The sequence below is a fragment of the Mucilaginibacter sp. AK015 genome (genome assembly GCF_014200785.1).
Lineage (GTDB): Bacteria > Bacteroidota > Bacteroidia > Sphingobacteriales > Sphingobacteriaceae > Mucilaginibacter.
The window spans coordinates 441,316-467,001 of record NZ_JACHCV010000002.1; the positions used below are offsets into that span (position 1 = coordinate 441,316).

26 protein-coding genes are annotated in these 25,686 nt (G+C 43.6%); 15 read left to right on the forward strand and 11 right to left on the reverse strand.

Annotated elements, in window-relative coordinates; genetic code table 11:
• Window positions 1-64 precede the first annotated feature (64 nt).
• The 10 genes from HDC91_RS11255 (at window position 65) to hemH (ending at window position 8,695) form a co-directional block, all read left to right on the forward strand.
• Window positions 65-1,279 (forward strand): 3-deoxy-D-manno-octulosonic acid transferase, encoded by a 1,215-nt coding sequence (locus HDC91_RS11255; RefSeq protein WP_183552065.1) that lies wholly within the window; start codon window positions 65-67, stop codon window positions 1,277-1,279.
• Between the two features lie 281 nt (window positions 1,280-1,560).
• Window positions 1,561-2,379 (forward strand): alpha/beta fold hydrolase, encoded by an 819-nt coding sequence (locus HDC91_RS11260; protein WP_183552068.1) that lies wholly within the window; start codon window positions 1,561-1,563, stop codon window positions 2,377-2,379.
• Window positions 2,376-2,999 (forward strand): lysophospholipid acyltransferase family protein, encoded by a 624-nt coding sequence (locus HDC91_RS11265; protein ID WP_183552071.1) that lies wholly within the window; start codon window positions 2,376-2,378, stop codon window positions 2,997-2,999. The genes HDC91_RS11260 and HDC91_RS11265 overlap by 4 nt, the downstream gene beginning before the upstream one ends.
• A 3-nt stretch (window positions 3,000-3,002) precedes the next feature.
• Entirely contained in the window at window positions 3,003-3,632 is a 630-nt protein-coding gene (locus HDC91_RS11270; RefSeq protein WP_183552074.1) for a lysophospholipid acyltransferase family protein, read from the forward strand.
• A complete protein-coding gene (locus tag HDC91_RS11275; protein WP_183552077.1) occupies window positions 3,629-4,717 on the forward strand; it encodes a glycosyltransferase family A protein in 1,089 nt (362 codons plus the stop codon). The genes HDC91_RS11270 and HDC91_RS11275 overlap by 4 nt, the downstream gene beginning before the upstream one ends.
• Complete coding sequence (locus HDC91_RS11280) at window positions 4,714-5,346, forward strand: carotenoid biosynthesis protein (RefSeq protein WP_221262170.1); 633 nt, start codon at window positions 4,714-4,716, stop codon at window positions 5,344-5,346. The genes HDC91_RS11275 and HDC91_RS11280 overlap by 4 nt, the downstream gene beginning before the upstream one ends.
• Window positions 5,347-5,448: 102 nt before the next feature.
• Window positions 5,449-5,880, forward strand: coding sequence for a DUF1801 domain-containing protein (locus HDC91_RS11285; RefSeq protein WP_183552083.1), 432 nt, complete (start codon window positions 5,449-5,451; stop codon window positions 5,878-5,880).
• A 72-nt stretch (window positions 5,881-5,952) separates the two neighbouring features.
• Window positions 5,953-6,804 carry a 4-hydroxy-3-methylbut-2-enyl diphosphate reductase gene (locus HDC91_RS11290; RefSeq protein WP_183552086.1) on the forward strand — a complete coding sequence of 284 codons (852 nt, stop codon included), beginning with the start codon at window positions 5,953-5,955 and terminating at the stop codon, window positions 6,802-6,804.
• A gap of 64 nt (window positions 6,805-6,868) precedes the next feature.
• A complete protein-coding gene (locus HDC91_RS11295; protein ID WP_255476707.1) occupies window positions 6,869-7,546 on the forward strand; it encodes a fatty acid desaturase in 678 nt (225 codons plus the stop codon).
• Between the two features lie 135 nt (window positions 7,547-7,681).
• A complete protein-coding gene (gene hemH / locus HDC91_RS11300) occupies window positions 7,682-8,695 on the forward strand; it encodes a ferrochelatase (RefSeq protein ID WP_183552088.1) in 1,014 nt (337 codons plus the stop codon).
• Between the two features lie 116 nt (window positions 8,696-8,811).
• Here hemH and crtD read toward each other — a convergent pair whose 3' ends face one another.
• From crtD to HDC91_RS11315, 3 genes are all read right to left on the reverse strand, one after another.
• A complete protein-coding gene (crtD, locus tag HDC91_RS11305) occupies window positions 8,812-10,284 on the reverse strand; it encodes a 1-hydroxycarotenoid 3,4-desaturase CrtD (RefSeq protein WP_183552091.1) in 1,473 nt (490 codons plus the stop codon).
• A gap of 65 nt (window positions 10,285-10,349) precedes the next feature.
• Window positions 10,350-12,905, reverse strand: a complete 2,556-nt coding sequence (locus HDC91_RS11310; protein ID WP_183552094.1) for a family 20 glycosylhydrolase — start codon at window positions 12,903-12,905, stop codon at window positions 10,350-10,352.
• Between the two features lie 71 nt (window positions 12,906-12,976).
• Window positions 12,977-13,903, reverse strand: a complete 927-nt coding sequence (locus tag HDC91_RS11315; RefSeq protein ID WP_183552098.1) for a cobalamin-binding protein — start codon at window positions 13,901-13,903, stop codon at window positions 12,977-12,979.
• 95 nt (window positions 13,904-13,998) lie between these two features.
• On the opposite strand from HDC91_RS11315, the gene HDC91_RS11320 reads away from it, so the two are divergent.
• Both HDC91_RS11320 and HDC91_RS11325 read left to right on the forward strand, forming a co-directional pair.
• A complete protein-coding gene (locus HDC91_RS11320; protein ID WP_255476708.1) occupies window positions 13,999-14,709 on the forward strand; it encodes a LysE family translocator in 711 nt (236 codons plus the stop codon).
• Between the two features lie 170 nt (window positions 14,710-14,879).
• On the forward strand, window positions 14,880-16,673 hold the full coding sequence (locus HDC91_RS11325; protein ID WP_183552101.1) for a hypothetical protein: 1,794 nt from the start codon (window positions 14,880-14,882) through the stop codon (window positions 16,671-16,673).
• Between the two features lie 72 nt (window positions 16,674-16,745).
• On the opposite strand, the gene HDC91_RS11330 is transcribed toward HDC91_RS11325, so the two are convergent.
• From HDC91_RS11330 to HDC91_RS11355, 6 genes are all read right to left on the reverse strand, one after another.
• On the reverse strand, window positions 16,746-17,807 hold the full coding sequence (locus HDC91_RS11330; protein WP_183552104.1) for a DUF2157 domain-containing protein: 1,062 nt from the start codon (window positions 17,805-17,807) through the stop codon (window positions 16,746-16,748).
• Window positions 17,808-17,922: 115 nt separating this feature from the next.
• Window positions 17,923-18,873, reverse strand: a complete 951-nt coding sequence (locus HDC91_RS11335) for a bifunctional riboflavin kinase/FAD synthetase (protein ID WP_183552107.1) — start codon at window positions 18,871-18,873, stop codon at window positions 17,923-17,925.
• Between the two features lie 73 nt (window positions 18,874-18,946).
• The gene (truB, locus tag HDC91_RS11340) at window positions 18,947-19,660 is read right to left on the reverse strand and encodes a tRNA pseudouridine(55) synthase TruB (RefSeq protein ID WP_183552110.1); all 714 of its coding nucleotides are present in this window, start codon (window positions 19,658-19,660) and stop codon (window positions 18,947-18,949) included.
• Between the two features lie 75 nt (window positions 19,661-19,735).
• A complete protein-coding gene (locus HDC91_RS11345) occupies window positions 19,736-20,530 on the reverse strand; it encodes an undecaprenyl-diphosphate phosphatase (RefSeq protein ID WP_183552113.1) in 795 nt (264 codons plus the stop codon).
• Window positions 20,530-20,790, reverse strand: coding sequence for a DUF3098 domain-containing protein (locus HDC91_RS11350; protein ID WP_183552116.1), 261 nt, complete (start codon window positions 20,788-20,790; stop codon window positions 20,530-20,532). Before HDC91_RS11350 ends, HDC91_RS11345 begins: the two co-directional genes overlap by 1 nt.
• A 62-nt stretch (window positions 20,791-20,852) precedes the next feature.
• On the reverse strand, window positions 20,853-21,731 hold the full coding sequence (locus HDC91_RS11355; protein ID WP_162429582.1) for an ABC transporter permease: 879 nt from the start codon (window positions 21,729-21,731) through the stop codon (window positions 20,853-20,855).
• Between the two features lie 298 nt (window positions 21,732-22,029).
• Between HDC91_RS11355 and HDC91_RS11360 the strand changes: the two genes are divergently transcribed.
• The gene (locus HDC91_RS11360; RefSeq protein WP_183552119.1) at window positions 22,030-22,263 is read left to right on the forward strand and encodes a hypothetical protein; all 234 of its coding nucleotides are present in this window, start codon (window positions 22,030-22,032) and stop codon (window positions 22,261-22,263) included.
• A gap of 83 nt (window positions 22,264-22,346) precedes the next feature.
• A complete protein-coding gene (locus HDC91_RS11365; protein WP_183552121.1) occupies window positions 22,347-22,865 on the forward strand; it encodes a thioredoxin family protein in 519 nt (172 codons plus the stop codon).
• Window positions 22,866-23,073: 208 nt separating this feature from the next.
• Here HDC91_RS11365 and pyk read toward each other — a convergent pair whose 3' ends face one another.
• Together pyk and HDC91_RS11375 are read right to left on the reverse strand one after the other, a co-directional pair.
• A complete protein-coding gene (pyk, locus tag HDC91_RS11370; protein ID WP_183552124.1) occupies window positions 23,074-24,510 on the reverse strand; it encodes a pyruvate kinase in 1,437 nt (478 codons plus the stop codon).
• A gap of 61 nt (window positions 24,511-24,571) precedes the next feature.
• Window positions 24,572-24,991, reverse strand: coding sequence for an IPExxxVDY family protein (locus HDC91_RS11375; RefSeq protein WP_162429586.1), 420 nt, complete (start codon window positions 24,989-24,991; stop codon window positions 24,572-24,574).
• Between the two features lie 440 nt (window positions 24,992-25,431).
• Here HDC91_RS11375 and HDC91_RS11380 point away from each other — a divergent pair, with 440 nt between their 5' ends.
• Complete coding sequence (locus HDC91_RS11380) at window positions 25,432-25,671, forward strand: acyl carrier protein (RefSeq protein WP_067058906.1); 240 nt, start codon at window positions 25,432-25,434, stop codon at window positions 25,669-25,671.
• Window positions 25,672-25,686: the final 15 nt, after the last annotated feature.

Consider the following 25,686-nt stretch of genomic DNA (forward strand, 5'->3'; position numbering starts at 1 on the left):
TTTTAGTTTTGCGTTAATATATTACTTTTATGCCCGGCGAAGATAATAAATCGTTAAGTAAAAAATGATTTTACTATACAACATAAGCATATACTTATACTACATATTGATCCATATTGTTTCCGTTTTTAACAATAAGGCAAAATTGTGGATCAGCGGTCGCCGGGAACAACATATACAACCTTCAGTATCGGGCATTTGGTTCCATTTTGCATCATTAGGCGAGTTTGAACAGGGCCGCCCGGTGTTGGAAAAAATGAAAGTGTCGTATCCGCAGCATAAAATCATTATTACATTTTTTTCTCCGTCAGGGTACCAGATCCGGAAAAACACCCCCCTGGCCGATGCGGTTTATTATTTGCCGCTTGATACCCCCGCAAACGCCCGGAAATTTATAAATACCATACGGCCCGTGATGGCCATTTTTACCAAATACGAATATTGGTACCACTTTTTTAACGAGTTACACAAACAGCATGTGCCGCTCTATATAATCTCGGGCATATTCAGGCCCGGGCAGGTTTTTTTCAGGTGGTATGGCGGCCTTCACCGCAAAATGCTTAAAATGGTTACCTGGTATTTTTTGCAGGATGTACCTTCGAAACACTTGCTGCATGACGTGGGCATTACCAATGTTACCATCAGCGGCGACACCCGTTTTGACAGGGTATGGGCCAATGCGCAGCAGCCGAAAGCCCTGCCGGAAATTGCGGCGTTTAAGGCAGGACAAAAACTATTTATAGCCGGCAGCACCTGGCCCGCTGATGAAAAGCTGTTAGCCGATCTGGTTGCACACCACCCCGACTGGAAATTCATTATTGCCCCGCACGAGATCAGTGAGGATAAAATAACCGGGTTGATGAACATCTTGCCAAAAAACAATACGCTTAAATACTCCCAACTCACCACTCACCACTCACCACTCACCACTCTTATCATCGATAACATAGGTATGCTCTCCGCCTTGTACCAATATGCGGATATGGCTTACATAGGCGGCGGCTTTGGCGCGGGAATACATAATACGCTGGAAGCAGCGGCCTTTGGCATGCCGGTAATATTTGGCCCCAGGTATGGTAAGTTCAAAGAAGCCCGCGACCTGGTAGATATACGCGCCGGTTTTAGTATAACCAACCAGGAAGAACTAAACAGTATCGCCGGTACATTGATGATTGATGATGCCGCGCGGGTTACAGCGGCTAACCTTGCCAAAAACTATGTGCAGCAGCATATAGGCGCCACAGATACAATAATGGGTTATATTAAAGAGAGGCATTAAGTACCTGTTAAATTAAAAAACGGGAGTTGCGGATAGCAATTCCCGTTTTTGGATTGTGATGCCTCACCCTAAGCCAAACATGGTTAACACTTTTTAGTGGATTTTTTATATAAATATTTGATTATTAATGTTTTATATAAATTTTATTGAAAATTGTGTTAACCATGTTAACCCAGTTTGGACCAAGCGGGCTGATGTTGTAAGTTTAGCATATATTGGTTTTAAATCTGTAAATCGTTAAAATCCGTTTCATCCCGGTTCATTTTCTTAATATTGCCCCTATGGGCTTCTTGGATATTTCCGGCTTGGGTAAGGTGCATTATCATGAATATGGCAGCGGCGGTAAACCCCTGCTGGCGTTTCATGGGTATGGCATGACGGGCAGGCAGTTCCATGTGCTCGAAAATTCTATCCTGCAGGAGTATCATGTTTATGGTTTCGACCATTTTTTTCATGGCGGCAGCCAATTGGCCGACTGGACAGAAGCACAGATACTTACCGGCATGCCACGCGAAATGGTAAAGCAATATGCAGAAGAATGGTTTAAGCTACACGGCCGGCAACGGTTTTCGGTTATGGGGTATTCCATTGGCGCTAATATCGCGCTGATACTTGTTGAAGAATATGCCGACCAGATAGATGAGGTGATTTTAATGGCCCCGGACGGGTTGGCGGTTTATAAAGGCTTTGAGATTTTATTGCACAAACCATGGGGGCGGTATATGTTCAAAACCGTCACTAAAAGCAAATGGCTGGCTCCGGCGCTGCTCAATAGCCTGAAAAAAATAAGGTTTATAGACGATAGCCTGCACCAGATAGCCTATAATGAAATTGATACGGAACAAAAGCGGCGGGATGTGTATTATACCTTAAATCTTATCCGTTTGTTAAAACCCGACATTGACAGGATAGCCGAAAACGTAAACAAGTATACCATTAAGTGCCGGTTGATTTTTGGCAAATACGATAACTTATTTCCGATGAAGGCTGCCCGGCCATTTATTCACAAAGTGCAAAATGCCGATGTGCACGAGGTGAATATGGGCCACTGGCTGGTTACCCGGCAATTAGATGAGTATTTAGTAAATTTACAACGATGATACCTGCACGCAGAGTAAAGCTTTTTAGCAACTGGTTTGCCATATATATGCGCTACCGCATGCGCAAGGCTTTTAACAGGCTTGTTGTTACGCCGTTTACGCCAAAACCACGCCATTCGGTATTGCTGCTTTGCAATCACTTTAGCTGGTGGGACGGGCTTTGGGGCAATTACCTTGCCTACTGGCACCTTAACCGGCACCTGTATATTATGATGCAGGAAGACCACTTGCAAAAACGTATGCTGCTGAATCTTTTTGGTGGTTTTTCTATCAACCGTTCTTCGCGGGAGATGATAAAATCATTACAGTATGCGGCAGGATTGCTGAACCACCCCGAAAACCTGGTGGTTGTTTTTCCGCAGGGCGAGCTGATATCCAACCACACTACCGAGATCAAGGTTGAAAAGGGGATCGAACGCCTCATTAAAAACATAAAAGGCCCCTGCCAGATCGTGTACAACTGCGCCCTGATCGATTATTTTGAAAGCCTGAAGCCTTCTGTTTACTTCCATTTATTTGATTGCGGCGTGGCGGGCGAGGTATCGTTTGATGAACTGACAGCAAAAATAAATGCCTTTCATCAGCAGGCATTACAGGCACAAATACACGTTGAGCACTAACCTATGCTGTACCCCAAAAAAAACCCGGTAGCAAAATGGATCTTTAGAGCTTATGTAAAATGGCTTGTGCGGAAGGAATTTCATGACTTTATATACAATAATGTAGAGGTTAACAAAAACAAGTCGGTATTGCTAATAGCCAATCACTTTAGTTTTTGGGACGCCCTTATATTATTTTGCTTAAACGAAAAACTTTTTAAAAAGAATTTTCATGTAATGATATTACAGGAAACAGCCAAAAAGGTAAGCTCATTGCGTTATGGCGGGGCTTTTTCGGTCAACAAGGGTTCAAGAGATATGCTCCGGTCGCTTAATTATGCATCGCAATTATTAAGTGACCCTGATAACCTGGTGCTCATGTTTCCGCAAGGCAGGCTGTTCTCCAATTTTACCAGCAATATTACCTTTCAAAAAGGCATAATGAAACTTATTGAGAATGCCACCGACCATTACCAGGTAATTTTTGCCGCAACTTTTATTCAATACTTACAGCACAAAAAGCCAACAGTTACCGTTTATTTAAAACGGGAGGATGATAATTTTAAAGGCAAAACCATCAACGACCTGCAAAGCAGCTATCAGCAACACTATCAATCATCCAAACAGCTACAAACCGAAATTGACATACCGTGATCATAGCTCTTTTAATCAGCTTTATTTTTTTGATACTGCGCTTTACGGTTACGCTGTTCAATTTTTTATCGAACCCAAAACTGCCGCGTATTGGTAAACATTACGAAAGCAAATTATCAGTTTTGATACCGGCACGCAATGAAGCCGACAATATCCTTACCCTGCTACGGTCTATCTATGCACAGGATTATAAAAACTATGAGGTGATTGTATTAGATGACAACTCGACTGACAATACCTACGCCCTTTGCGAAGCATTCGCCAATGGCCATGATCATTTCAAGGTTTTGAAGGGTAAGCCACTGCCAACCGGCTGGCTGGGTAAAAATTATGCGTGTTATCAATTAGCCAAACAGGCTACCGGCAAATATTACCTGTTTTTAGATGCTGATGAAAAGGTTGAAAAGGGGCTTTTTAACAGCGCGATACACCGCATGAACCTGCGCGGCCTGAGCCTGTTGAGCTTGTTTACCAACCAAACCATGGTTACCTTCGGCGAAAAAATGACGGTGCCGCTAATGCACTATATTTTGCTGAACCTGTTGCCATTGCGGCTGGTATATCTTATAAAAAGCGCTGCGGTTGCGGCGGCCAGTGGCCAGTTCATGCTGTTCAACGCTGCCGATTATCATAAATACCAGTGGCATCAAATGGCTAAAAATAAAGTGGTAGAAGATGTTGAGATCATGAAATTAGTAAAGGGGTCGCAACTTAACGGCGAGGCTTTGCTGGCTAACAACATGATAAGCTGCCGTATGTACAGTAGCTATAGCGAAGCTGTAAATGGTTTCGGCAAAAACTTCCTGGCGGCTTTTAATTATAACATTATAGGTTTTTTAGTATACCTGCTGCTGATAATTGGCGGCCCGGCAATAATAGTTATGACATTAAACCTGAACCTTATACTAATGATGATAGGATTAATTGCCCTTACGCGCGTCATGATCTCGTTATCCGCCGGGCAAAACGCCTTGCTGAATGTAATTTTACACCCTATACAAATGCTGAGCCTGCTGCTTATTGGCCTTACATCTATACAAAAACACATTACAAAAACAACTGAATGGAAAGGCCGCAAAATATGAGCATTGCACCACGCATTGCGGTTGGGGTAATTATTCTGTTCCACGCAGTTGGCCTGGTGGGCCTTAGCCTGCCTGCTACAAGGCCTCTTTTTTTGCAAGTAGCTCCGTGGCATTTGTTGCTCATGCTGTTAACAATAGTATTTGGCCACTATAAGCTGAGCGGCCGTTTCGGGATATTTATCCTTGTGGTATTTTGGCTGGGCTTCCTTGCTGAGTGGATAGGTGTACATAAAGGCTGGTTGTTTGGTAATTATGCCTATGGCACAACGCTTGGTGTAAAAATGTTGGATATACCCTTAATGATAGGCGTCAACTGGTTTTTGCTGGTATATTCGGCGGGTGTTACGATGCAGCGCAGCGGGCTTAAAAACGGTTTTGTAAGGGTGGTAACAGGCGCCGGGTTATTGGTGTTGCTTGATGTTTTGATAGAACCCGTGGCCATAAAGTTTAATTATTGGCAATGGACCACAGGCAGCATTCCATTAAAAAATTACGCCTGCTGGTTTTTGGTTGGCGCTGTTATCCTTTACGTTTTTGAACTTTTTAGTTTCAAAAAGCAAGGTATTGCTGCACCGGCATTGTTAATAACCGAATTTGTATTTTTTGGGGCACTAAATTTAGTAATATAGGGTTATCGCCATTATGAATCCGGATTACAGTGTGATCCATTCGTTTTGTGGGCTAAATATCCCGAAATTTATACCTAACTGATATCCAATTCAACACCTTACATGAACATACACCAAGAGATCACAAACTATATTGCCGGCCAGCCGGGGCCTAAACGGAAGGATATGGAAGAGTTGCATACGCGCATACTTCAAATACATCCCACAGGTAAACTTTGGTTTCTGGATGGTAAAGACAGCGAAAATAAAACGGTTAGTAACCCCAATATTGGATATGGGTCGTACCACATAATATATGCTGACGGAACAACCAAAGAATTTTACCAGGTTGGCATGAGTGCAAACACTACCGGAATATCTGTTTATATAATGGGACTTAAAGATAAGGCATACTTGCCTCAAACCTTTGGAAAGGATATAGGCAAGGCAAGCGTAACCGGTTACTGTATTAAGTTTAAAGCGCTTAAGGATATTAGTGTTAATGTACTTGAAGCAGCTATACGATATGGGTTTGAGGCAACCGGAGGGAACTAATTAAAAAACCAGACACTGCCGTATAACCTATTTTAATATTTAGCGTTTAGAATTTAGTATTTTTGCAATAACATGAGTGATTATCAGCTACAGGTTACTATTGATCAGGACTCGGGCTTTTGCTTTGGGGTAGTTTATGCCATTGACATGGCCGAAGAGATACTGGCCGAAGACGGCTATTTATATTGCCTTGGGGATATAGTTCATAATGACGAGGAAGTTGAACGCCTGAAAGCGATGGGGCTGCGTATCATTGGTCATGACGAACTGGCGGACCTCCGTAACGAAAAAGTGCTGATACGCGCACATGGTGAAGCCCCCGAAACTTACAAAATAGCTTTAGAAAATAATATCACCCTGATAGATGCATCCTGCCCGGTGGTTTTAAAACTGCAAAACCGCATCAAAACGTCATATGACACAAACGAAAAGATCCTGATATTTGGCAAGCACGGCCATGCCGAGGTTGTTGGCTTGCAGGGGCAAACTAACGGCGACGCCCTGGTTTTCCAGGACATTTCTGAACTTGACGACGCTGAACTGCCCCCAAGCTTTACCTTGTACAGCCAAACCACCAAAAGCATGGAGAAGTTTTACGATGTAAAAGAACAGCTGCTTTCGCGCGGTTACGAGGTAAAAGCTAACGATACTATTTGCCGGCAGGTAAGTAACCGTGACAAAGACCTGCCAGCTTTTGTGGCAAAATTTAACAAGGTGGTTTTTGTGTCAGGCAGAAAATCTTCTAATGGCAAGGTGCTTTACGAGGTTTGCCGTAAACATAATCCGAACACCTATTTCGTATCATCAATAAGCGAGTTGGATAAAACCATGTTTGTGCCGGGCGACAAAGTTGGCATTGCCGGGGCGACATCAACACCCATGTGGCTGATGCAACAGGTAAAAGCCGAGCTTGAGAAATATTAACCGCACGCTATTTGCTTGAATAAATCTCTCTGCCTTACAGAGGGATTTAAAGGAGGCTGTTATTTTGCAAAGATCATCATACACCGGTTTATTAATTGCCCTGCTTGTACTGGGCAGTTGGGCCCTCTCAATTGTTTTATTAATGCAATGGCATGTGGATCTTAAAAACCCCCTGGTTTACCTGTTCATATTATTGCAAATGCACCTGTATACAGGTTTATTCATCACCGCACACGATGCCATGCACGGCACTATTGCACCCAATAAAAAAATGAATGATGCGGCAGGCTTTATCTGTACGTTTCTGTATGCCTCGTTCTGGTATCCCAAGTTATATTCCAAACATCATCAGCACCATAATCATGTACATACTGATGCCGACCCTGACTATCATAAAGGCAGCTTTTTTAGCTGGTATGTAAGGTTTATTCGCAACTACCTGTCCATTTGGCAAATTGTGGTAATGGCCATAATATTTAATATTTTAAAAATATGGATACCTCAACAAAACCTTATTCTTTTCTGGGTTGTGCCTTCGCTACTAAGCACGCTGCAACTTTTTTATTTCGGCACCTATTTGCCTCACAAAGGCGAACACGGTAACAAGCATCATTCGCGTAGCTTGCCGCGCAACCATTTTTTTGCCTTTATTTCCTGCTACTTTTTTGGCTATCATTATGAGCATCACGATGCGCCCTGGGTACCCTGGTGGAGGTTATGGAAGGTAAAAGAGAGTAAATGAACCGTTAGTGGATGTTACTTTCTTTCTCTCCAAAGAAAGATTCTGTGTATCGTACACCTATCATCGTTTTGCAATAATGACTATCGTCACAATTGGTTAGGGCCTTTTTTATTACATTTGCAGCTCTTGTAAATTATGGCAAAAAAAGGAGTTTTACTCGTAAACTTAGGTACACCAGATAGCCCTTCAACGGCGGATGTGCGCAAGTATCTAAACGAATTTTTGATGGATCCCCGGGTTATTGATGTAAACCCCGTACTACGTACTTTTTTGGTAAAAACCATTATAGTACCTTTCAGGGCTCCTAAATCTGCCAAACTTTATCAGGCTATTTGGGACAAGCAAACGGGGTCGCCATTGTTGCATTACAGCCTGCAACAGCAAAAGTTGCTGCAACAACGCCTGGGCGACGGCTACCTGGTTGAGCTGGCCATGCGCTACCAAAGCCCGTCGATAGAATCGGCTTTACAACGTTTAAAGGACGCGCTTGTAAGCGAGATACAGGTAATACCCCTATTTCCGCAATATGCTTCTGCAAGTACCGGCTCAGTACACGAAAAGATAATGAACCTGGTTAAAGAATGGCAAACCATCCCGGATATTTCCTTTATCAACTCGTTTCATAATAACGACCTGATGATAGAGACCTTTGCGGATAACGCGCAAAAATATCAACCCGAAACTTACGACCATATCCTGTTCAGCTTTCATGGCCTGCCGCAACGCCAGTTAAAAAAATGTGATCATACGCACAGCTACTGCCTGCAGGCTGATGGCTGCTGCAATATCTTAAATGATACCAACAAATTGTGTTATTCGGCACAATCGCATGATACAGCACGACTGATTGCTGCTAAAATGAACCTGCCACAGGGGAAATACACCGTTTGCTTTCAATCGCGCCTGGGCAGCGACCCATGGGTACAGCCTTATACCAGTGAAGTTATTGCTCAGCTGGCGAAGGAAGGAAAAAAACGACTGCTGGTATTTTGCCCCGCCTTTGTGGCCGACTGCCTTGAAACTGTTTTTGAAGTGACCCACGAATATGGCGACGAATTTAAAGCCCTTGGTGGCGAGCACGTACAACTGGTAGAAAGCCTGAACGCCGAACCGAAGTGGATTGAAGCGCTGGCAGGAATGGTGAAGTAGCAGAGTTAAGAAAGAAGCCCCTTTTTTCACGCGTCATTGCGAGATACGAAGCAATCTATTGATATGCAATGCAGTCATGCAAAGTTCAGAGATTGCTTCGTACCTCGCAATTACGGTTAGTTTATTAATCCGCTTACTATCTTAGCCGAAAGCAAACAAAGCGGTATCCCGCCGCCGGGATGTACGCTTCCGCCGCAAAAATAAAGCCCTTTAACTTTCGATGATTGATTGGCATGCCTCAAAAACGCCGCAAATTGGTTGTTGGAACTTGTGCCATAGATAGACCCCTTATAAGATGATGTTCTACTTTCGATACTGCGGGGATCAAGAACACTTTCGTTAACTATAAGCGATGTAATATCCTCCCCTAATACACTGGACAGTTTGTCCGCAATGCGCCCGCGTGCGCCCGCTATCAGCTTGTCCCAATCCTGCCCGTTATTCGCCGGCACATTGATCATTACAAACCAATTTTCGCAACCGGGCGGAGCATCATCAGGCTTTAGTTTCGAACTGATGTTAACGTAAACGGTCGGATCGTGAAAAATGTCCTGACGCTCCCAGATGTGGTCGAATTCGGCTTCATAGTCAGCACTGAAAAAGATGTTGTGCAGATCAAGACTGGCAAACTGCTTTTTTATCCCCCAATAAAATATCAATGCCGAGCTGCTGCGCTCCTGGTTCAGTATTTTTTTGGGATGTAATTGAGGGTATTTGCTAAGCAAACGGGTATAAGTAAACCAAACATCCATGTTGGATATCACCATATCCGCCATAATATTCTGATCATTGGAGCGTATACCTTTGGTTTTTCCGTTGATAACCACGATCTCGTCCACCCTGGAATTATAATAAAATTTGACACCCAATTCTTCTGCAAGTTTTACCAGCTTTTGCGTAATGCTGTACATGCCACCATCGGGGAAATATGCGCCAAAGTGTTGTTCCAGATGAGGGATAACATTTAAAGTGGCGGGTGCCTGGTAGGGGTTGGAACCATTGTAGGTGGCATACCTGTCAAATAGCTGTACAACGCGTTTATCCTTAAAACCGGTTTTATTGGCCTTATGCATCGTACGGAACGGGTCAATCTTCGGGAAGCGAAGGATAGATCGTAGCGTATCAATCCTCAAATAGGTTTGTAGCCTGTGCAGCGATCGTTCTAAAAAAACGTGATTGGTAATGCTGTAAATATCAGCGCTGTTGGCCAAATGTTTTATTACCGATGCAGCAGGTTCACCTGTTTTGTTTTCAATCTCTCCGGCGAATTGCCTGGTATCGGCAAAAGCGCTGATGCGTGTACCATCTTCATAAAAGTATTTGCATACCACATCCAACTTTTGGTAACTAAAGTAGTCGGCGGGATTTTTACCGGCAAGTTTAAATAACTCATCCACATATTGCGGCATGGTGAAAAGGCTTGGCCCGGCATCAAAACGGTAACCGTCCTGCTCAATTTCTGATAACTTTCCACCCGGGTAACCGTTAGCCTCAAAAACCTCAACCTTATAGCCTTTAACCGCCAAACGGATAGCAGTGGCTATACCCGCTATACCGGCACCAATAATTACCGCCTTTTTTTGAGACATGGGTATAAAGATAAAAAGCAGAACCGAAATGGCCCTGCTTTTAAGCAAAATCTAATTAACCATTATTACAACGCCGGGCTTTCCTTATTCTGCAGTTCGGCTACATTGCCCCCACGCCCCTTAGCATCAAACGCGCGGAATTTTATAATGCCATTGGCATTTACCGGTCCGGTATAAACCGGGCTGCCGGCATCCGGCTCTTTACCGTTGGTGGTGTAACGTATTGTCATGCCGGGGAACTGGATATTACTGTAATATTTCCCATCCTGCAGCAGTACCCCCGGTTTAGGGATGCGGAAGTTGTACCCGCCGTTATAGTAAGCCAGGCGCGGCAGCTCGCGTTTACCCAAAATATTCAGAAATTTGCTCCAGTCCTGGTTGTAAAGTTCCCGGGCTTTCGCGGTATCCCGCTCGGTAGCCCAGGAAGGGTCTTTAGCCCAGGCGCGCTCGGCCAAACCTATCAGTTTAGGGAATATCATGTAATCCATACGCTCCGCGCTCTTTACAGTTTCGCCCCAAAGCGCACCCTGCAAGCCTATTATGTTTGTTTTGCCGTAATCGGTAAGGCGTTGCTTGCCTAAAAACAAATTGCGGTTGATAGGGAGGCCGTTCTTGTCAACATCCGCATTTTTAAAGTAATCGTAAGGGATAAAAGAGAAAAATTTATCGATCCCTAAAAACGCGCCCCAATAATAGCCCGGCTCATCAAACGATTTGTAGTTGGCCATATCAAAATACAGGTTGGTTACGCAGGTAAGTACCGTTTTGTACCCTCCGTTTGCCAGCTTGTAAGCCAGGTCTTCCTGCCCGTCGCCCAGTACGTTATTCCAAACATCAACCTGCATTTTTTCGCCTAAGAACTGCGGGTTGGGCACATAGGTAGCCTGCCCGTCAACAGCGGTTTTACGCAGGGCCATTTCTTCCCAGCCAGACAGGGTGATGTTGCGTTTCTTTAAAATATCATTTACCCGGCCATAAAAGTAGTACCACAGGTCGCCGGTATTTTGTATTGCCGGGTTGCTGGCCTTTAGGGCCAGGTAGGCGGGCGATTGCTCCCAAACACCTGCAGGCACTTCATCTCCGCCAAAGTGCATGGCAGGCAGCGGCGCGCCTGCTTCTTTGTACATATTTACCAGATCGCCAACAACGGTTTCAATATAGTTATAAGTGGATGGCAGGGCAACATCTATTACATTATCATTCCAATATTGCACCGAACGGTAGGCCGACTTATCGTTCATATCGCGCAGCAGGGTACGTTCGGCGCCGGCTTTATCGCCAGCCGCCATCAATCGTTGGTAACGGGCGTCCATGGCTTTGATAGATGCGCGTGCATGGCCCGGGGTCTCTATCTCGGGCAATACGGTAACGTGGCGCTCAGTAGCATATTTCAGTATCTCGATATAATCCGCCTTGGTATAAAACCCGGTTCCGGCGGTATTGGTAAAATCGGGACCGGAACCATGCGAGGCAGGCAGGAAGGTTTTGCTGTCCAGCGTGTGCCCGCGTTTTGACCCTACAGCAGTCAACTCCGGTAACGATGGTATCTCGATGCGCCAGCCCTCATCGTCGGTTAAGTGCAGGTGCAGGGTGTTTAGCTTGTAAACTGCCATCAGGTTAATGAGCTTTAAAACCTGTTGTTTACTCTGGAAATTACGGGCCACATCCAGCATCACCGCGCGATATGGGAAGCGGGGTTCGTCCTTAACACTAACACACGGTACCGGTATGCTTGCCTGCGGCTTCATCCATGGCGAGGAGGAAATAGATGTTTTAAACGACTGTATACCATAGAACAAACCCGCAGGTGTTGATGCCGCTATAGTCATTTCATCAGGGGTAACAGTTAACGTATAGGCTTCCGCGCCAAGGCTGGCGTCCTTTTTAAATATGATCATTTTATCCTTAGACGTCCCTTTTAATTTGCTGCCCAGTAATTTTTCTATCCCGGTTATAAAATAGGCTTTCTCTTTGGCAAAAAGCGGATCGCTTATCAGGGTAATGGCATTGGTAATTATAAAAGTACCCGGGTTTTCGGCATAGTTAAGAGGCGTTGGTATTATCTTTTGCAGCTGCGATGCAGGGATGTCTTGTATGATCTTGTTTTGATTGTAGAGTATCTCCGGGGTTATCAGCCCCTGGTAATTCGGGGTATAAGGTTTAACAGTGAAATCGCCGGGCAGGTGGCCTTTGGCGGGTTCGGCATCCCACACAAAATATGGGCCTTCAATGGCGTCGGTGAAATTTACCACTATAGCCTCGCAAACATAGTCGATACGAGTGCTTTCACCAGGCTTTACCTCCTTGAATTTATCATTTGGGGTGATGCTGTACAAGTCGCCATTTACCTGTTGTATCTTTGCATTGCCGCTAACCGCATCGGCGGTAAAATTGCGCGATGAGTTAAAATAGATCTTCCATCCGCTAGCGGGTAAAGTTTGTTTCCCGGTATTTGTAATGGTTAAACCGGTGAGTGCTTCTTGTTTGTTGTGATAGTTATTGTCGATAACTTCCCAACTCAGGCGCAGGTTTTTTACATCAAAATCCGGCACGCCGGCCATAACTGCCACAGCACTTATATTTACTGCAACAAAAAATATCAGGGTAATAAAACGTCGCATCAGGATCATATTTAGGTTTATACCGTAAATATAATCAATTTAAGATGTGGAAATACTTTTTAAAATATTTTTTAAAGTGTGAACCTTACCCAACCGTTGCCCTCGTAGCCAAACGCGAATTGTTTAGTATGGATGATCTCCGCCAATATTTCCAGCGAGTCAACTATCCGCGGGCCCGGGCGGTTAAAATAGTGGTTTCCATCAGCTATATAGATCCGGTTGTTCTTCACAGCTTTTAAATCGGTAAAACCAGGTTGTTCCAATAGTATATTAACCTCGCGCATAGTGCGTTCTATTGAAAAGCCACAAGGCATTAGCAGGATAATCTCGGGGTCGCTTTCGCGGATATCATCCCAGCTTACATAGGGCGAATGTTTGCCTGCCCGGGCGAGTATAGGTGTCCCTCCGGCAATATTAACCAGTTCAGGTATCCAATTGCCCGATATCATTAAGGGCTCCAGCCATTCTATACAGGCGATAGTGGGCTTGCTTTCCATAAACTTTAATTTATGGCGAATGATATCTACGCGCTCGTTCAGGTCTTCCAGTAAGCGCACCCCTTTCGCCTCAACACTAAGGGCTTTGGCAACGGTACCTATATCGGTAAATATATCGTCGAGGCTGTTAGGTTGCAGGGAGATGATATGCGCCTGCTTGCCCAGGTAATTCTCCAGGGCCTGTTCAACATCTGGTAATGATACCGCGCAAACATCACACTGCGCCTGGGTGATCACCAAATCGGGCGAAAGCTGTTTGATCACTTCGCGCTTTACAGTATAAACTGATAAAGCATCGGCCAGTATCTCTTTTACTTTCGCGTCGATATCCGCGCTGCTTAAGCCATCAGGAAGGTTAGCTTCAGAGCAAACGGGCAGCGTTTTTATACTATCGGGATAATCGCATTCGTGCGAGCGGCCAACCAGGTTGGTTTCTAATCCCAGGGCACAAACTATCTCGGTTGCTGCAGGTAATAACGAAACTATTTTTTGATCAGACATGTCTTCAGTTCGCAGTTTTAAGTTTGCAGTCGCATTGGTTTACGCCTATGTCGCTACTCTAATAATTGCGCTGCAAATATGCGAAATATAGGGCAATGTTGTTAGCATTAGAAGTATTGCATCCCAACCCACTGCAAACTGCTCACTGCATTATTTATCCTTTTAATATTACCTTTGCGCAGATGATCATCCTCACCTTTTTTATCGGGATAATTGCCAACTTTATTGGCTATGTGCCGCCCGGTAACATCAATCTTACGCTGGTGCAGGTAGCTATAAACAGGGGGTTAAAACAAGCGCTCAGGTTTATTATTGCTTTTTCTTGTGTCGAGTTCTTTTTTACCTATGTTGTGATGCAGGGCGCCAAATGGCTTTCAGAACAAGTACGGCTGGATACAATCATAGATTGGATTATGATAGCGCTTTTCAGCACCTTAGGATACATCACCTGGAAAAATCGCAACAATCCGCCCAAAACCACCTATAGCCCACATGCCAGCGTTAAGTACGGTATACTGCTCGGCTTTTTAAACCCTGTACAAATACCTTTCTGGATGGTTACAGGCACCTACCTTATTACCCACCAATGGATAGCCGACGGCTGGTTCGAGCTGGTTGTTTTTAGCCTGGGCTCGGCAGCGGGAGCGTTTTTAGCGCTGTTCCTGTACGCCAAGTTTGCAGGGTATATACAAAAACGCTTTGAACTAAGTACAAGGGTAATTGATACAGGCATAGCCATATTGTTTTTTGCATTTGCAGCTTACCATATTTGTAAGCAGGTATATTTGCTGTGTTTTAAACATTGATATCGAAAATAAACAAGTGCATATTATTCGCAACGCGCTTTAAGCAAATAGCTTAACTTGATAATAATAAAAGTTGTTGCTACTTTTAAAATCACCAGCCTTTATATATTATGAAGCCGAAGACATGCGTTTTTAAATCCCCCCTCTGCATCCTGATAATAAACTTAGTTTTGTTCACTAATGTTGCTTATAGCCAATCTCAACAAGGCAGTTTAAAAGGCGATTGGACAGACTGGGAAACTGTTTATACCGAGCAACCAAACCTTAAAGTTGAGATAAGTTTTAACTTTAGCCCCTGCGATAGTTACGGGAACTCCAACGCTTCGTTTTGGCGTATCCGCAGCAATTTCAACCGGCCGAAGGCCTGGCTAACCTTTAGCTTTAACTCGATAGCGTGCGGCGGGAAGGAAAGTATTACCAATATATTTTTCCAGTTGGATAAGCCGGGGATAACCGACGACCTTGGCGACCATTTTAGGGGCTATCGTATAAAAGGCCTTAACTTGCCTGCTAAAATAACCGATTACGGCAAGGGCATTAAAAATAACGCACTTGTTAATACAACATTAAATACCTATACGCAAACCTTTAATGAAACATATAGCACTTACGATATACAATTGAGTAAGGTACAAAACCAGGCATCCAAACAGCAGTACCAGGCGGCTTTACAAAATGCCAAAACACAATTTGATAAGGGATACCGGCTGGCGCAACAGTATGCCGGACAAGGCAATCAGCAGAAAGCACAAGAACAGTTAAATTATCTTAAAAAAGTACAACAGCAGTTTGATGGCAACCTTAATTTACTGAATGATGTGGTGGAACAGCAGGGTACAGCAACAGCAGGCTCTGAAGCTAAACCGGGAGAAACAAACCCGCAAAATACCAAACCTATAACCCTGCAGCAACCAGCATCAGTAACACAACAAACCTCTGTACGGCAATCGGCTGCCGAAAAAACATTCCAGGAAATGACACCGGTACGGCAATCCTTGGCAGCATTGCTGGATCAGACCCTTGTTGATAAAGAAAAATTAAAGGATGACCCTAACGCGGCGGCTTCGCATAATTATGCTAAGGCGGCATTAAACTCTACCACATCAACCAGTTATGTTGCTAATAGCGCGGCCTCCCTTGGCTTTTCTATTATCGGAGAAATTCAAAAAGAGAAAGCGTTTAAAGAGCGAATGAAAATGCTTGAAATACGGGTGGAAAAAGAAAGGGTGCAAAACGCGATGAATACCTTGAATGAATATGCTGAGCCTATTAATCGATTGACTTCTTCATCTACCATTTCCGACAGCGATAAGGTGGTAGTAATTTATGATATCCAGCAATCATGCAAACCGCTTCTGGTAGTTGCGTGCAATGGTACACAGCAAGAAATGTTTGATGCCTCATCACTGAGCCATAAATTATTTTCGATGACTATGTCGAAAGAGATCAACAGTATATTAAAAAAAGCCCGTAATGATCCGGACGATGAGAACAGTTTTACAGCGACACAAATATATACACTTGGCACGTGGAGAAGGAACGCTTTAGAGAATGAAAAAATAGATAAAAACAAAGAGTTAGCCGTAAAAACGATTGCTGAATATAAAACTGCCAAATCGAACTTGAATAATACGATAAAACAAATACGGGCTGATTTTGCGGCAATTATTGTTGAAGAAAGCTTTAATCCTGCCAGTATTGAAAACCTGACCGATTGGGACCTGCGTTGCCAGGAACTGCTGAAGCAAACTGCTGCTGAACTAAAAAAAGGCAATGCAATGGTTGCTCTTGATAAAAAAAACCAATTTTTCGTACCTAATCTTTTACTGGGTATCGAGGCAAAAATTATTCACCTGCGCTGTAGTTTATATCAAAAGGGCACATTTAACCAGCAGGTAGATTATGATCAAATACTTAACGACTACCGGCAATTTTATAAGGTATGCATTGCGGGAATGCAATAGTTAGTTATTCTGCCTAACAGGTTCTATGTGAATTATCTTACTTCAAAAGCTGCGTTGTAACGCGTCGAAGATTTATTCTTCGGGCAGGGATTGGGGCTTAGTATTAATGTTCCATATCTTCTCTGCCTTCCGTCCAACAAGCCAGAACGACAGCGCGAGTATTGAAAAAAACAAAGTTTTATTGGTGTTTTCCCAAAAATATTCGAAGTATTTGGTGTAAAGGAATATGATCAGGAAGGTGATGCCAAATTCGCGGGCTACTACATCCTTATACTTTAACCCATATAGCATGAACACCCCTGCCACTACCACCGCTATAATGCCCCAATAGAACAAACTGATCTGCTTGATCTGCCACCAAACATCAAGGCTGCCGTAATTGCCGAATATGCTGAGCAACCAAAGCGACATGAAAAGGTACAGCATCCCCACTACGTAGGTAAGCTCCCAAAAGTAGGCAAACCACTTTCTACCCTTCATTAAGTGGCAGGCCCCTACCAGCAACAGCCCAAACAGCACAAAACGCAGCGGGTAATTCATCCCTAAAAAGTACATAGCCCAATTGGTTTGATAACCCGTTTCGGTGCCGAACCAGCTACCCAGCGATACCAGTGCAAATAGCCATATCAGCCTTGACGACATACGGCGCGCTAAAAAACCGTACACAAACACCGATACCAGAAACAAAAGCGAGTAGTGCCCCGACCGGTTATCGAACGTTTTGCCTAAATAGGCTATGCAACATGCTGTAAACAGCACACCGGTAAATATTACCGCTTCGTTACTGAATATTTTTTCGGGGTAAAGTTTTTCGCGCCGGCGGCCTATGTAGAACAAGCCGGCGGCCATAGCGCCCGAAAGGATAGCGATAACAATATCGGGCGTATCATAAAGCTGCTTTATCCAATTGATAACAGCATCATCAACAATTAGCGAGCCAATGGCTATAGCCCCGCAGAAAAGCGCCACCCAAATGCTGTATTTGGCCAGGCGCATCCAATCAAACCCCTTTATTTCGTATGAATCGCGAAGTTTGCCGGCCTGGGTGGCATCTATCAGCCGGTGCTTTTCCCAATGCGCAATGGCATCGTTCAAAAACTCACTTTCCTGCCTGTCGATGTTTAATTTAGCCATAGCTTGCTGACGCACTAATTTAGCGCAATAGGTTTAAATTAACAATGTTAATGCACGGTTATTGTTGTGCTTGCTGCAAGAAAAATAAATGTTAATTATGAAAATGCGGTGAAAACTATGTGTTGAATTGCGGGCGATCAATAACCAGCAAGGCCTGCACATCTTCTTTGTCTTTCCCCAACTGTACAACCAGTTCTTCCAGTGATGCAAACTTGATATCGCCGCGTATAAAGTGCAAAAATTCCATGCGCACCTCCTGGTTATATATCTCGGTATTAAAATCAAAGATATTAACTTCAATATTGCGCGCCATGCCATTTACGGTTGGGCGGTGGCCTATGTAGGCCATGCCGGTATATTCTTTACCCGCTACTATTACTTTAACAGCGAAGATGCCGTCGGCAGGTATCAGCTTATAACTTTCTTCAATAAGCAGATTAGCGGTGGGGTACCCCAGTTCACGGCCTAACTGGTCGCCGCGGATAACCTTGCCGGTGATAAAAAACGGATATCCCAGGCACTCATTTGCAATACGGATATCGTTTGCAAGCAGTGCGGTACGTATACGGGTAGAACTTATGGCTACATCGTTTATATCCTGTTCGGGTATCTCCACCACTTCAAAACCGTAAACCGGCGCCAGCTCAAGCAAATCGCCCAGGCCGCCCTGCCGGTCTTTACCAAAACGGTGATCGTATCCAATAACAATGGTTTTAGTGCCAATTTTATTTACCAATACATCGCGGATATAGCCCTCGGCAGTTTGGTTAGAAAAATCCCTCGAGAATGGCGTGATAATTAAATGATCTACTCCCAATTGCTCAAGCAATCCGGCTTTTTCGTTTATGGTGTTGATGAGTTTAAGGCTTTCATCCTCGGGATGCAATATCATGCGCGGATGCGGGAAGAAAGTAAGGATAACCGTTTCGCCATCCGTAGCTGCGGCCAATTCTTTTATGCGCGATATGATCTTACGGTGCCCAATATGCACCCCATCAAAAGTACCGATGGTAACCACGGCATTTTTAACGGGCTTAAATTCATCAATATGATGGTAGATCTTCATTTATTGAGCAAAGGTAAAAGGAGAAAACTAAAAGGAGAAAGTTTTTTGCCTGCTGCGTGTAAAGATATTGCGATCAGCCGTTATCCTGGAATTCGGCCGCTTTTAATTCTCTAATAGTGTTTACTAACGTTAGTATCTCATGCGCATCCTCAATACGGTAATTACCGCTGCGGGTACGCCTTAAACGCGAGAGGTATGCGCCATTATTCAACGCCGCGCCAAAATCGTTCACCAACGACCGGATGTAGGTACCCTTGCTGCACACCACCCTGAAATCAACCTCGGGCAATTCTATGCGGGTTATCTCAAATTCAGTGATGGTGACATTGCGCAGTTTTAATTCCACATCCTCACCGCGGCGCGCTTTTTCGTACAGGCGCTCGCCGTCAACTTTGATGGCCGAATGCGCCGGCGGGTATTGCTGTATATCCCCAACAAACTGCGCGCAGGCGGCCCTTATTTGTTCATCAGTAAGATGGCTTATTTCAAATCCTTGCTCCGGTTCGCTTTCCAGGTCGTAGGTTGGTGTGGTCGATCCAAGCACCATGGTACCGGTGTATTCCTTTTCTTCAGCCTGGAAGGTATCAATCTGCTTGGTCATTTTACCGGTGCAAACAATGAGCAGGCCGGTAGCTAACGGATCGAGCGTGCCGGCATGGCCAACCTTTAGCTTTAGCGGCTTAAAGGCGTTGCGCAGCTTGCCCACCACATCAAAGCTGGTCCACTTGTAGGGTTTGTTGATAAGAAGGAGCTGCCCGTCGGCAAATTGTTGTATGGAATTGAACATGTTAACCGCGGTTAAACGGATTTATCTGATTAAGGAATTCTTGTGACCGCATCAAGTAGATTAGGCTAATCCCGGTTATATCACCTGTAAATTGTGGCCGCTTAGGTAAAGCACAATGATCACTCCGCCTACCAATATACGGTACCAGCCAAAAAGCTGAAAACCGCGGCGCTCTAAAAAGGTGATAAATGTTTTAATAGCCAGCAGGGCTACAATAAATGCTATGATGTTACCAACAGCCAAAAGCTTAATTTCTTCGCTGGTAAATACATGGCCCTCTTTATAAAAATCATACAGTTTTTTTGCTGTGGCTGCAAACATGGTTGGCACAGCCAAAAAGAACGAAAATTCTGCTGCTGCCTTACGGCTCAGCTTTTGGCTCATACCGCCTACTATGGTTGCCGCGGAGCGCGATGTGCCCGGTATCATGGCAAGGCACTGAAACAGGCCTATCTTTAAAGCGGTGAAATAATTTATTTCCTTTTCTTCATTTACATCAGGTTTATTAAACCACTTATCTACAAAAAGCAGAATAATACCGCCTATAAATAGGGTAATACCTACGGTTAAGGCGCTCTCTAACAAAGCATCTATTTTTTTACTGAATAGCAGGCCAAATATCGCAGCCGGTATAAACGCCACAACAAGCTTATAGTAAAAATTGATAGACTGAAAAAAGCGCTTGAAGTAAAGCACCACTACAGAAAGTATGGCCCCTAACTGAATGGCAATGGTAAATAACTTTACGAAATCATCGTTTTGGATGCCCATTACCGATGAAGCGATGATCATATGCCCGGTTGATGATACCGGCAAAAACTCCGTGAGCCCCTCAATAATCGCCAGGACAATTACGTGTAGTATGTTCATTATTTAGCAGCCGGCTTTTTCAAAATGGCGTAAAAACCCAGGCCGAAACCCGCCAATACTACAATTGGCGCTATCACAATTTTGGTTGTACTGTAAATATCCGTGGTGCCGCTCATCAGCACAAAGCCAAAGGCAACTATGGCAATGCTGATAATTAGCCATAGGTAATTGTCTTTACCGAAAATGAATTGGCCCGGGGTGGTATTGTTTACCGGGGCCTGTGTTTTACTTGCAGCTGTTTTTGTTTGTTGCAGTGCCATATATTTTTAATTGTTGAAGTAGTGGTTTACTGAATTAGCGGTTGGACCTGGTTTCAAATGAACTATCTATATAGATCGTATATTTTTAAGCGTAAAAACTTGTTGACCGCCAGGAATGTGCTAAACGCCGATATAAATATCCCAAGTATTATAATACCTATAAAAACCATCCCAAATTCGGCAGGGCTTTGCAGTATCACCAGGTCTGGTATCTGTTTATTGGCCAGGTAAAGTGTGCCAATCAATATAACAATAGATATTAGGGCGCCCAGTAACCCATGCCATATGCCGTAAAGTAAAAACGGCTTGCGTATAAAGCTTTTGGTAGCACCTACCAACTGCATTGATTTGATGAGGAAGCGCTGCGAGTAAATAGCCAGCCGGATGGTGTTATTGATGAGGGCGACTGATAATATTACAAATATACCGGCAAAGGCCAGGATAATAAGGCTGATAGAGGTAAGGTTTTGGTTCATTTGATCAACCAGTGATTGCTGATACTTCACCTCTTTAACCAAGGGGTTTTTTAGTAACTGGGCCTTAAACTTTTCGATACCGGCGTTGTTGGCGTAATCTGCCTTCAGGTAAATATCGAGCGATTGCGATAGCGGGTTGTATCCTAAAAACTTTACAAAGTCTTCGCCAAGATCCTTCTGCAGGTTGTGGGCAGCCAACTCTTTACTTACGTAAAGCGTTTGTTTTACCATGGGGTTAGCATCCAGTTGCTTTTGCAGCTGCATTACATCTGTTTCGTGGGCCGAATCGTCCATAAATATGTTCAGAACAATATTTTCCTTAACATATCTGGAGAGGTTGTTGGCATGAACCAGTATCAACCCCAGCAACCCTATCATCAATAAAACCATGGCAATACCAAAAACGGTAGATATATATATCGTTTTGGTTTTTTTTGCCGATGCACTTGCTTCAAATTCTTCCATACGTTTTATAGATAGGTAACCAATTACACTTAGTAGTTTGCGAAATTAACAAACCCTGCCTAAAGGTAAAAGTTTATAGCCGATAATTAACAATTATTAACGCATACCTGCGCTCCCGCTTCAATTTGTCCTTATTAGGATACATTAAAATTGGCAGTTTGCCCGCACGAAACCTTTGGTGCCACTGATCTAAAAAACCGTCAGGTTATACCAAAGTCCTGGTAATTTTAAACATCTGCCAAAATATCCCGTTAAGGCACGGCTATTGCCTGTATCTGGCCGACTACTTAATTTAAATATGAAACATTTACTTGCAACCCTGCTCCACGTATTCGTTATTTTCATGATGGTTAGCTTTGTAATAGGCGGTATACTAGCGGCCACGGGTACGTTTGATCACTGGGCAGAACGATACCGCTTAAAACGCCGCAGGCGCAGGTTGATAAGAAGCAAGCGTTTGGAAGATAACATTACGCCATATCACGCCGCTAAACCCGACAGGTCGTCGGTCACTTATACCGGCAACGTATAAATATATAATCTGTTATTACTATATTTACCTTTAATAACCTGCTCAAATTTCTGGTTATATATTTATTCTGTAGATTAATTATTATGAAGAAGATATTGTTTATCGCCGCTATAATAGGCCTGTCGGTAACCGCCAGGGCTCAGGAAGCCGCTAAAGCGGAAGGCCCTAAAATTTACAACCCAGCTGCCGATGCCAAAGCCGAGATTGCAGCCGCTGTAAAAACCGCCGAGGTACAGCATAAAAATGTGCTGCTTCAAATTGGCGGCAACTGGTGTATATGGTGCCTAAGGTTTAACGACCTGGTAACCAAAGATGCCGAATTAAATAAATACATGAATGATAATTTTGTGGTACTGCACGTAAACTGGAGCCCTGAAAATAAAAACGAAAAGGTGCTGGCCGATCTGGGCTACCCGCAACGTTTTGGCTTCCCGGTGTTTGTAGTACTTGATAGCAAAGGCAACCGCCTTCATACCCAAAACTCGGGTTACCTTGAGGAAGGCAAAGGCCACAGTAAAGCCAAAGTAATGGAGTTTTTTCAAGGCTGGGCACCGGCCGCGCTTGACCCTAAAAGCTACGTAGAGAAAGAAAAGGCGAAATAGTGATGAGAGGTTAATAATTGATGATCAGAGTGATTGCTATTGACCTTAATAAAAGTCCGTCATTGCGTGGTACGAAGCGCGATCTTCGACAGAAAAGTAGGTGACCAGCATATCGGGATTGCCACGTCGCTATGATGGGGCCATAAACAAAAGGGGGTTACGCTAAACGCGCAACCCCCTTTTGTTTATATTCTTCAGACTTTCGGACTTATTCAATAACGCTTACTTTAAGCATATTGGTTTTACCTTGTTTATAAATTGGCACCGCGGCAGTATTAATTACCACGTCGCCAGCTTTTAGTAATTGCTCCTGTTTAAGTATGTTGTTTACATCCGCAATGGTCTGGTCGGTGCTTTCGGCTTTATCGTAATAAAATGCCCTTACACCCCAAACAAGACTCAGCGCGTTAAGTAACTGCTTATTTGATGTAAATATGTAAGTGCCGGCCTTCGGACGATAGCTCGATATTTCGAAAGCGGTGTAACCGCTAACGGTCATGCTTACAATACCCATGGCATTGGTATGTTCGGCCAAATATACAGCCGATCCGCAAAGCGCGTCGCTCAGGTAATTTGCCGATGCAGAATCGGTGTTTTCAGCCTTTGAAGCGTTGAAAGGGTAACCCAGGTCTTCCACGTTACGAACGATCTTCGCCATTGTTTCGATTACAATAACCGGGAACTCCCCTACCGATGTTTCGCCGCTTAACATTACCGCGTCGGCACCATCCAGTACCGAGTTAGCAACATCATTTACCTCGGCGCGCGTTGGGCGCGGCGTGGTTATCATCGATTCAAGCATCTGCGTAGCCACAATAACCGGTTTTGATGCATCGCGGCATTTGCGGGCAATCATTTTTTGCAGCAGGGGCACTTCTTCCAGCGGGCACTCAACACCAAGGTCGCCACGGGCAATCATTACCGCATCGGTAGCTGCAATAATTTCGTCGATATTTTCAATAGCTTCGGGCTTTTCAACTTTCGCAATAACCCGCGATTGTTTACCGCTTTCGCGGATGATACGCTTAAGGTCTATGATATCCTGGCCGGTACGTACAAACGAAAGGCCCACCCAGTCTACCTCCCACTCTAAGGCGTATTTTAAATTTTCAAGGTCTTCGGGTGTTAAACTTGGTATAGATACTTTTGTGTTGGGCAGGTTAACACCTTTGCGCGATGTTAAAATACCACCATGCACTACCTCGCAAACTACGGTATCCTTACGGTTTGTTTCAATAACCTTCAATTGCAGTTTACCATCGTCCAGTAAAATGATCTCGTTGGCCTGTACATCCTGGGGGAACGTTTCGTAAGTAATATATATCTGGCTGTCGTCGCCAATACATTCATGGGTAGTAATATTAATCCGCGTACCGTTTATAAGGTGTATACCGCCATCTTTAACCAGGCCTATACGGATCTTAGGGCCCTGCAAATCGGCAAGGATACCAACATTGGTTTTATATTCAGAGTTTATCTCACGGATCAGGTCAACAAACTTTTTGTGATCCTCAGGTTTACCGTGCGAAAAATTTAGTCGGCACACATTTAGTCCGGCCCTTATCATTGACAGCAACACTTCCTTTTTTGCTGATGCAGGCCCCATTGTAGCAACGATCTTAGTACGATTGTAGTAAAAATTCATATTTTCAGGTTAAATTCGGCTTTTTACGCTATTGTGTACAAATTACACATCTAATTTTCCGCTAAAATAATAGATTTTCGCGTGATTTTATTTTTTTCGGGTCAATCTTTACTGCCGCAACAATTTCAGGGATCTTATTTAAAGCGGATATCATGCTTTCAAGGTCCTCGTCATCGATGTAATTTTTTATCATTATAAAATAATCCGCCTCACGCATTTCGGGTACCAAATATCCTTCCGAACCCTTGTTACCTATAAAATAAAAGTCAGTTTCGGTACTTTCCCAACTGTAATGGTATAACGAGAACAACAGCGGAGAGCCGTTTAAATTAGTATCCAGCCGCAAATCGTCTATCCGCGAAAAATTAAAATTTAAACACTTGTTTATATAGTAGCATATACGGTAGTCTTTTAACGACGTCGTAACCGCTATTAATATAAAATCCAGATCGATCTCAAACTTTAAAATTTTCCTGTTCAAAACCATTCATATTTAAAACGGTAAAAATACAAAACGCAGGCACATACCATAAATTTTATTGCACCTGCCTATGCCCGCAAAACCACGCCACATCATGAACCGGTTATTATTTAATACCCGGCTTTTGTAATAAACACACTTTTGGCCCATCATTTTATATCCATAAACATCACATACAGGTTGCAGGTAATCAGTTACCTGCCTGACAGTTAAGCATATATAAACCCTTAGTGTAACTTTATTACTATAAATTCAAAATAGATATTAAACTTTAATACTTCTGCTCAAAATCATTACTTTTACGCCAGTTAGATAGCCGGGTTGAAACCTTTTGATATAATTAGTTGTTCACTAAATATTGTCAAAGTTTTTAGATTTGATATTTAACATAATTTATTTTTCTTTGCACTGAATTTATTAATCATTAAACTATAAAGACTATGTCTGATATCGCTTCAAGAGTAAAAGCTATTATCGTGGAAAAACTGGGTGTTGACGAAAGTGAAGTAACACCAGAAGCAAGCTTCACCAACGATCTTGGTGCTGACTCTTTAGACACCGTGGAATTGATCATGGAGTTTGAAAAAGAATTTAACGTTGCAATTCCTGATGATCAGGCAGAAACCATTGGTACTGTTGGCCAGGCTGTTGCTTACTTAGAAAAAAACGTTAAAGCTTAATTAACTCCTTAAAAC

Coding starts and splice junctions, on each gene's coding strand:
- HDC91_RS11255 (WP_183552065.1), top strand. CDS start 65: ATGATTTTACTATACAACATAAGCATATACTTATACTACATATTGATC.
- HDC91_RS11260 (WP_183552068.1), top strand. CDS start 1,561: ATGGGCTTCTTGGATATTTCCGGCTTGGGTAAGGTGCATTATCATGAA.
- HDC91_RS11265 (WP_183552071.1), top strand. CDS start 2,376: ATGATACCTGCACGCAGAGTAAAGCTTTTTAGCAACTGGTTTGCCATA.
- HDC91_RS11270 (WP_183552074.1), top strand. CDS start 3,003: ATGCTGTACCCCAAAAAAAACCCGGTAGCAAAATGGATCTTTAGAGCT.
- HDC91_RS11280 (WP_221262170.1), top strand. CDS start 4,714: ATGAGCATTGCACCACGCATTGCGGTTGGGGTAATTATTCTGTTCCAC.
- HDC91_RS11285 (WP_183552083.1), top strand. CDS start 5,449: ATGAACATACACCAAGAGATCACAAACTATATTGCCGGCCAGCCGGGG.
- HDC91_RS11290 (WP_183552086.1), top strand. CDS start 5,953: ATGAGTGATTATCAGCTACAGGTTACTATTGATCAGGACTCGGGCTTT.
- hemH (WP_183552088.1), top strand. CDS start 7,682: ATGGCAAAAAAAGGAGTTTTACTCGTAAACTTAGGTACACCAGATAGC.
- crtD (WP_183552091.1), bottom strand. CDS start 10,284: ATGTCTCAAAAAAAGGCGGTAATTATTGGTGCCGGTATAGCGGGTATA.
- HDC91_RS11310 (WP_183552094.1), bottom strand. CDS start 12,905: ATGCGACGTTTTATTACCCTGATATTTTTTGTTGCAGTAAATATAAGT.
- HDC91_RS11315 (WP_183552098.1), bottom strand. CDS start 13,903: ATGTCTGATCAAAAAATAGTTTCGTTATTACCTGCAGCAACCGAGATA.
- HDC91_RS11320 (WP_255476708.1), top strand. CDS start 13,999: ATGTTGTTAGCATTAGAAGTATTGCATCCCAACCCACTGCAAACTGCT.
- HDC91_RS11330 (WP_183552104.1), bottom strand. CDS start 17,807: ATGGCTAAATTAAACATCGACAGGCAGGAAAGTGAGTTTTTGAACGAT.
- HDC91_RS11335 (WP_183552107.1), bottom strand. CDS start 18,873: ATGAAGATCTACCATCATATTGATGAATTTAAGCCCGTTAAAAATGCC.
- truB (WP_183552110.1), bottom strand. CDS start 19,660: ATGTTCAATTCCATACAACAATTTGCCGACGGGCAGCTCCTTCTTATC.
- HDC91_RS11345 (WP_183552113.1), bottom strand. CDS start 20,530: ATGAACATACTACACGTAATTGTCCTGGCGATTATTGAGGGGCTCACG.
- HDC91_RS11350 (WP_183552116.1), bottom strand. CDS start 20,790: ATGGCACTGCAACAAACAAAAACAGCTGCAAGTAAAACACAGGCCCCG.
- HDC91_RS11355 (WP_162429582.1), bottom strand. CDS start 21,731: ATGGAAGAATTTGAAGCAAGTGCATCGGCAAAAAAAACCAAAACGATA.
- HDC91_RS11360 (WP_183552119.1), top strand. CDS start 22,030: ATGAAACATTTACTTGCAACCCTGCTCCACGTATTCGTTATTTTCATG.
- HDC91_RS11365 (WP_183552121.1), top strand. CDS start 22,347: ATGAAGAAGATATTGTTTATCGCCGCTATAATAGGCCTGTCGGTAACC.
- pyk (WP_183552124.1), bottom strand. CDS start 24,510: ATGAATTTTTACTACAATCGTACTAAGATCGTTGCTACAATGGGGCCT.
- HDC91_RS11380 (WP_067058906.1), top strand. CDS start 25,432: ATGTCTGATATCGCTTCAAGAGTAAAAGCTATTATCGTGGAAAAACTG.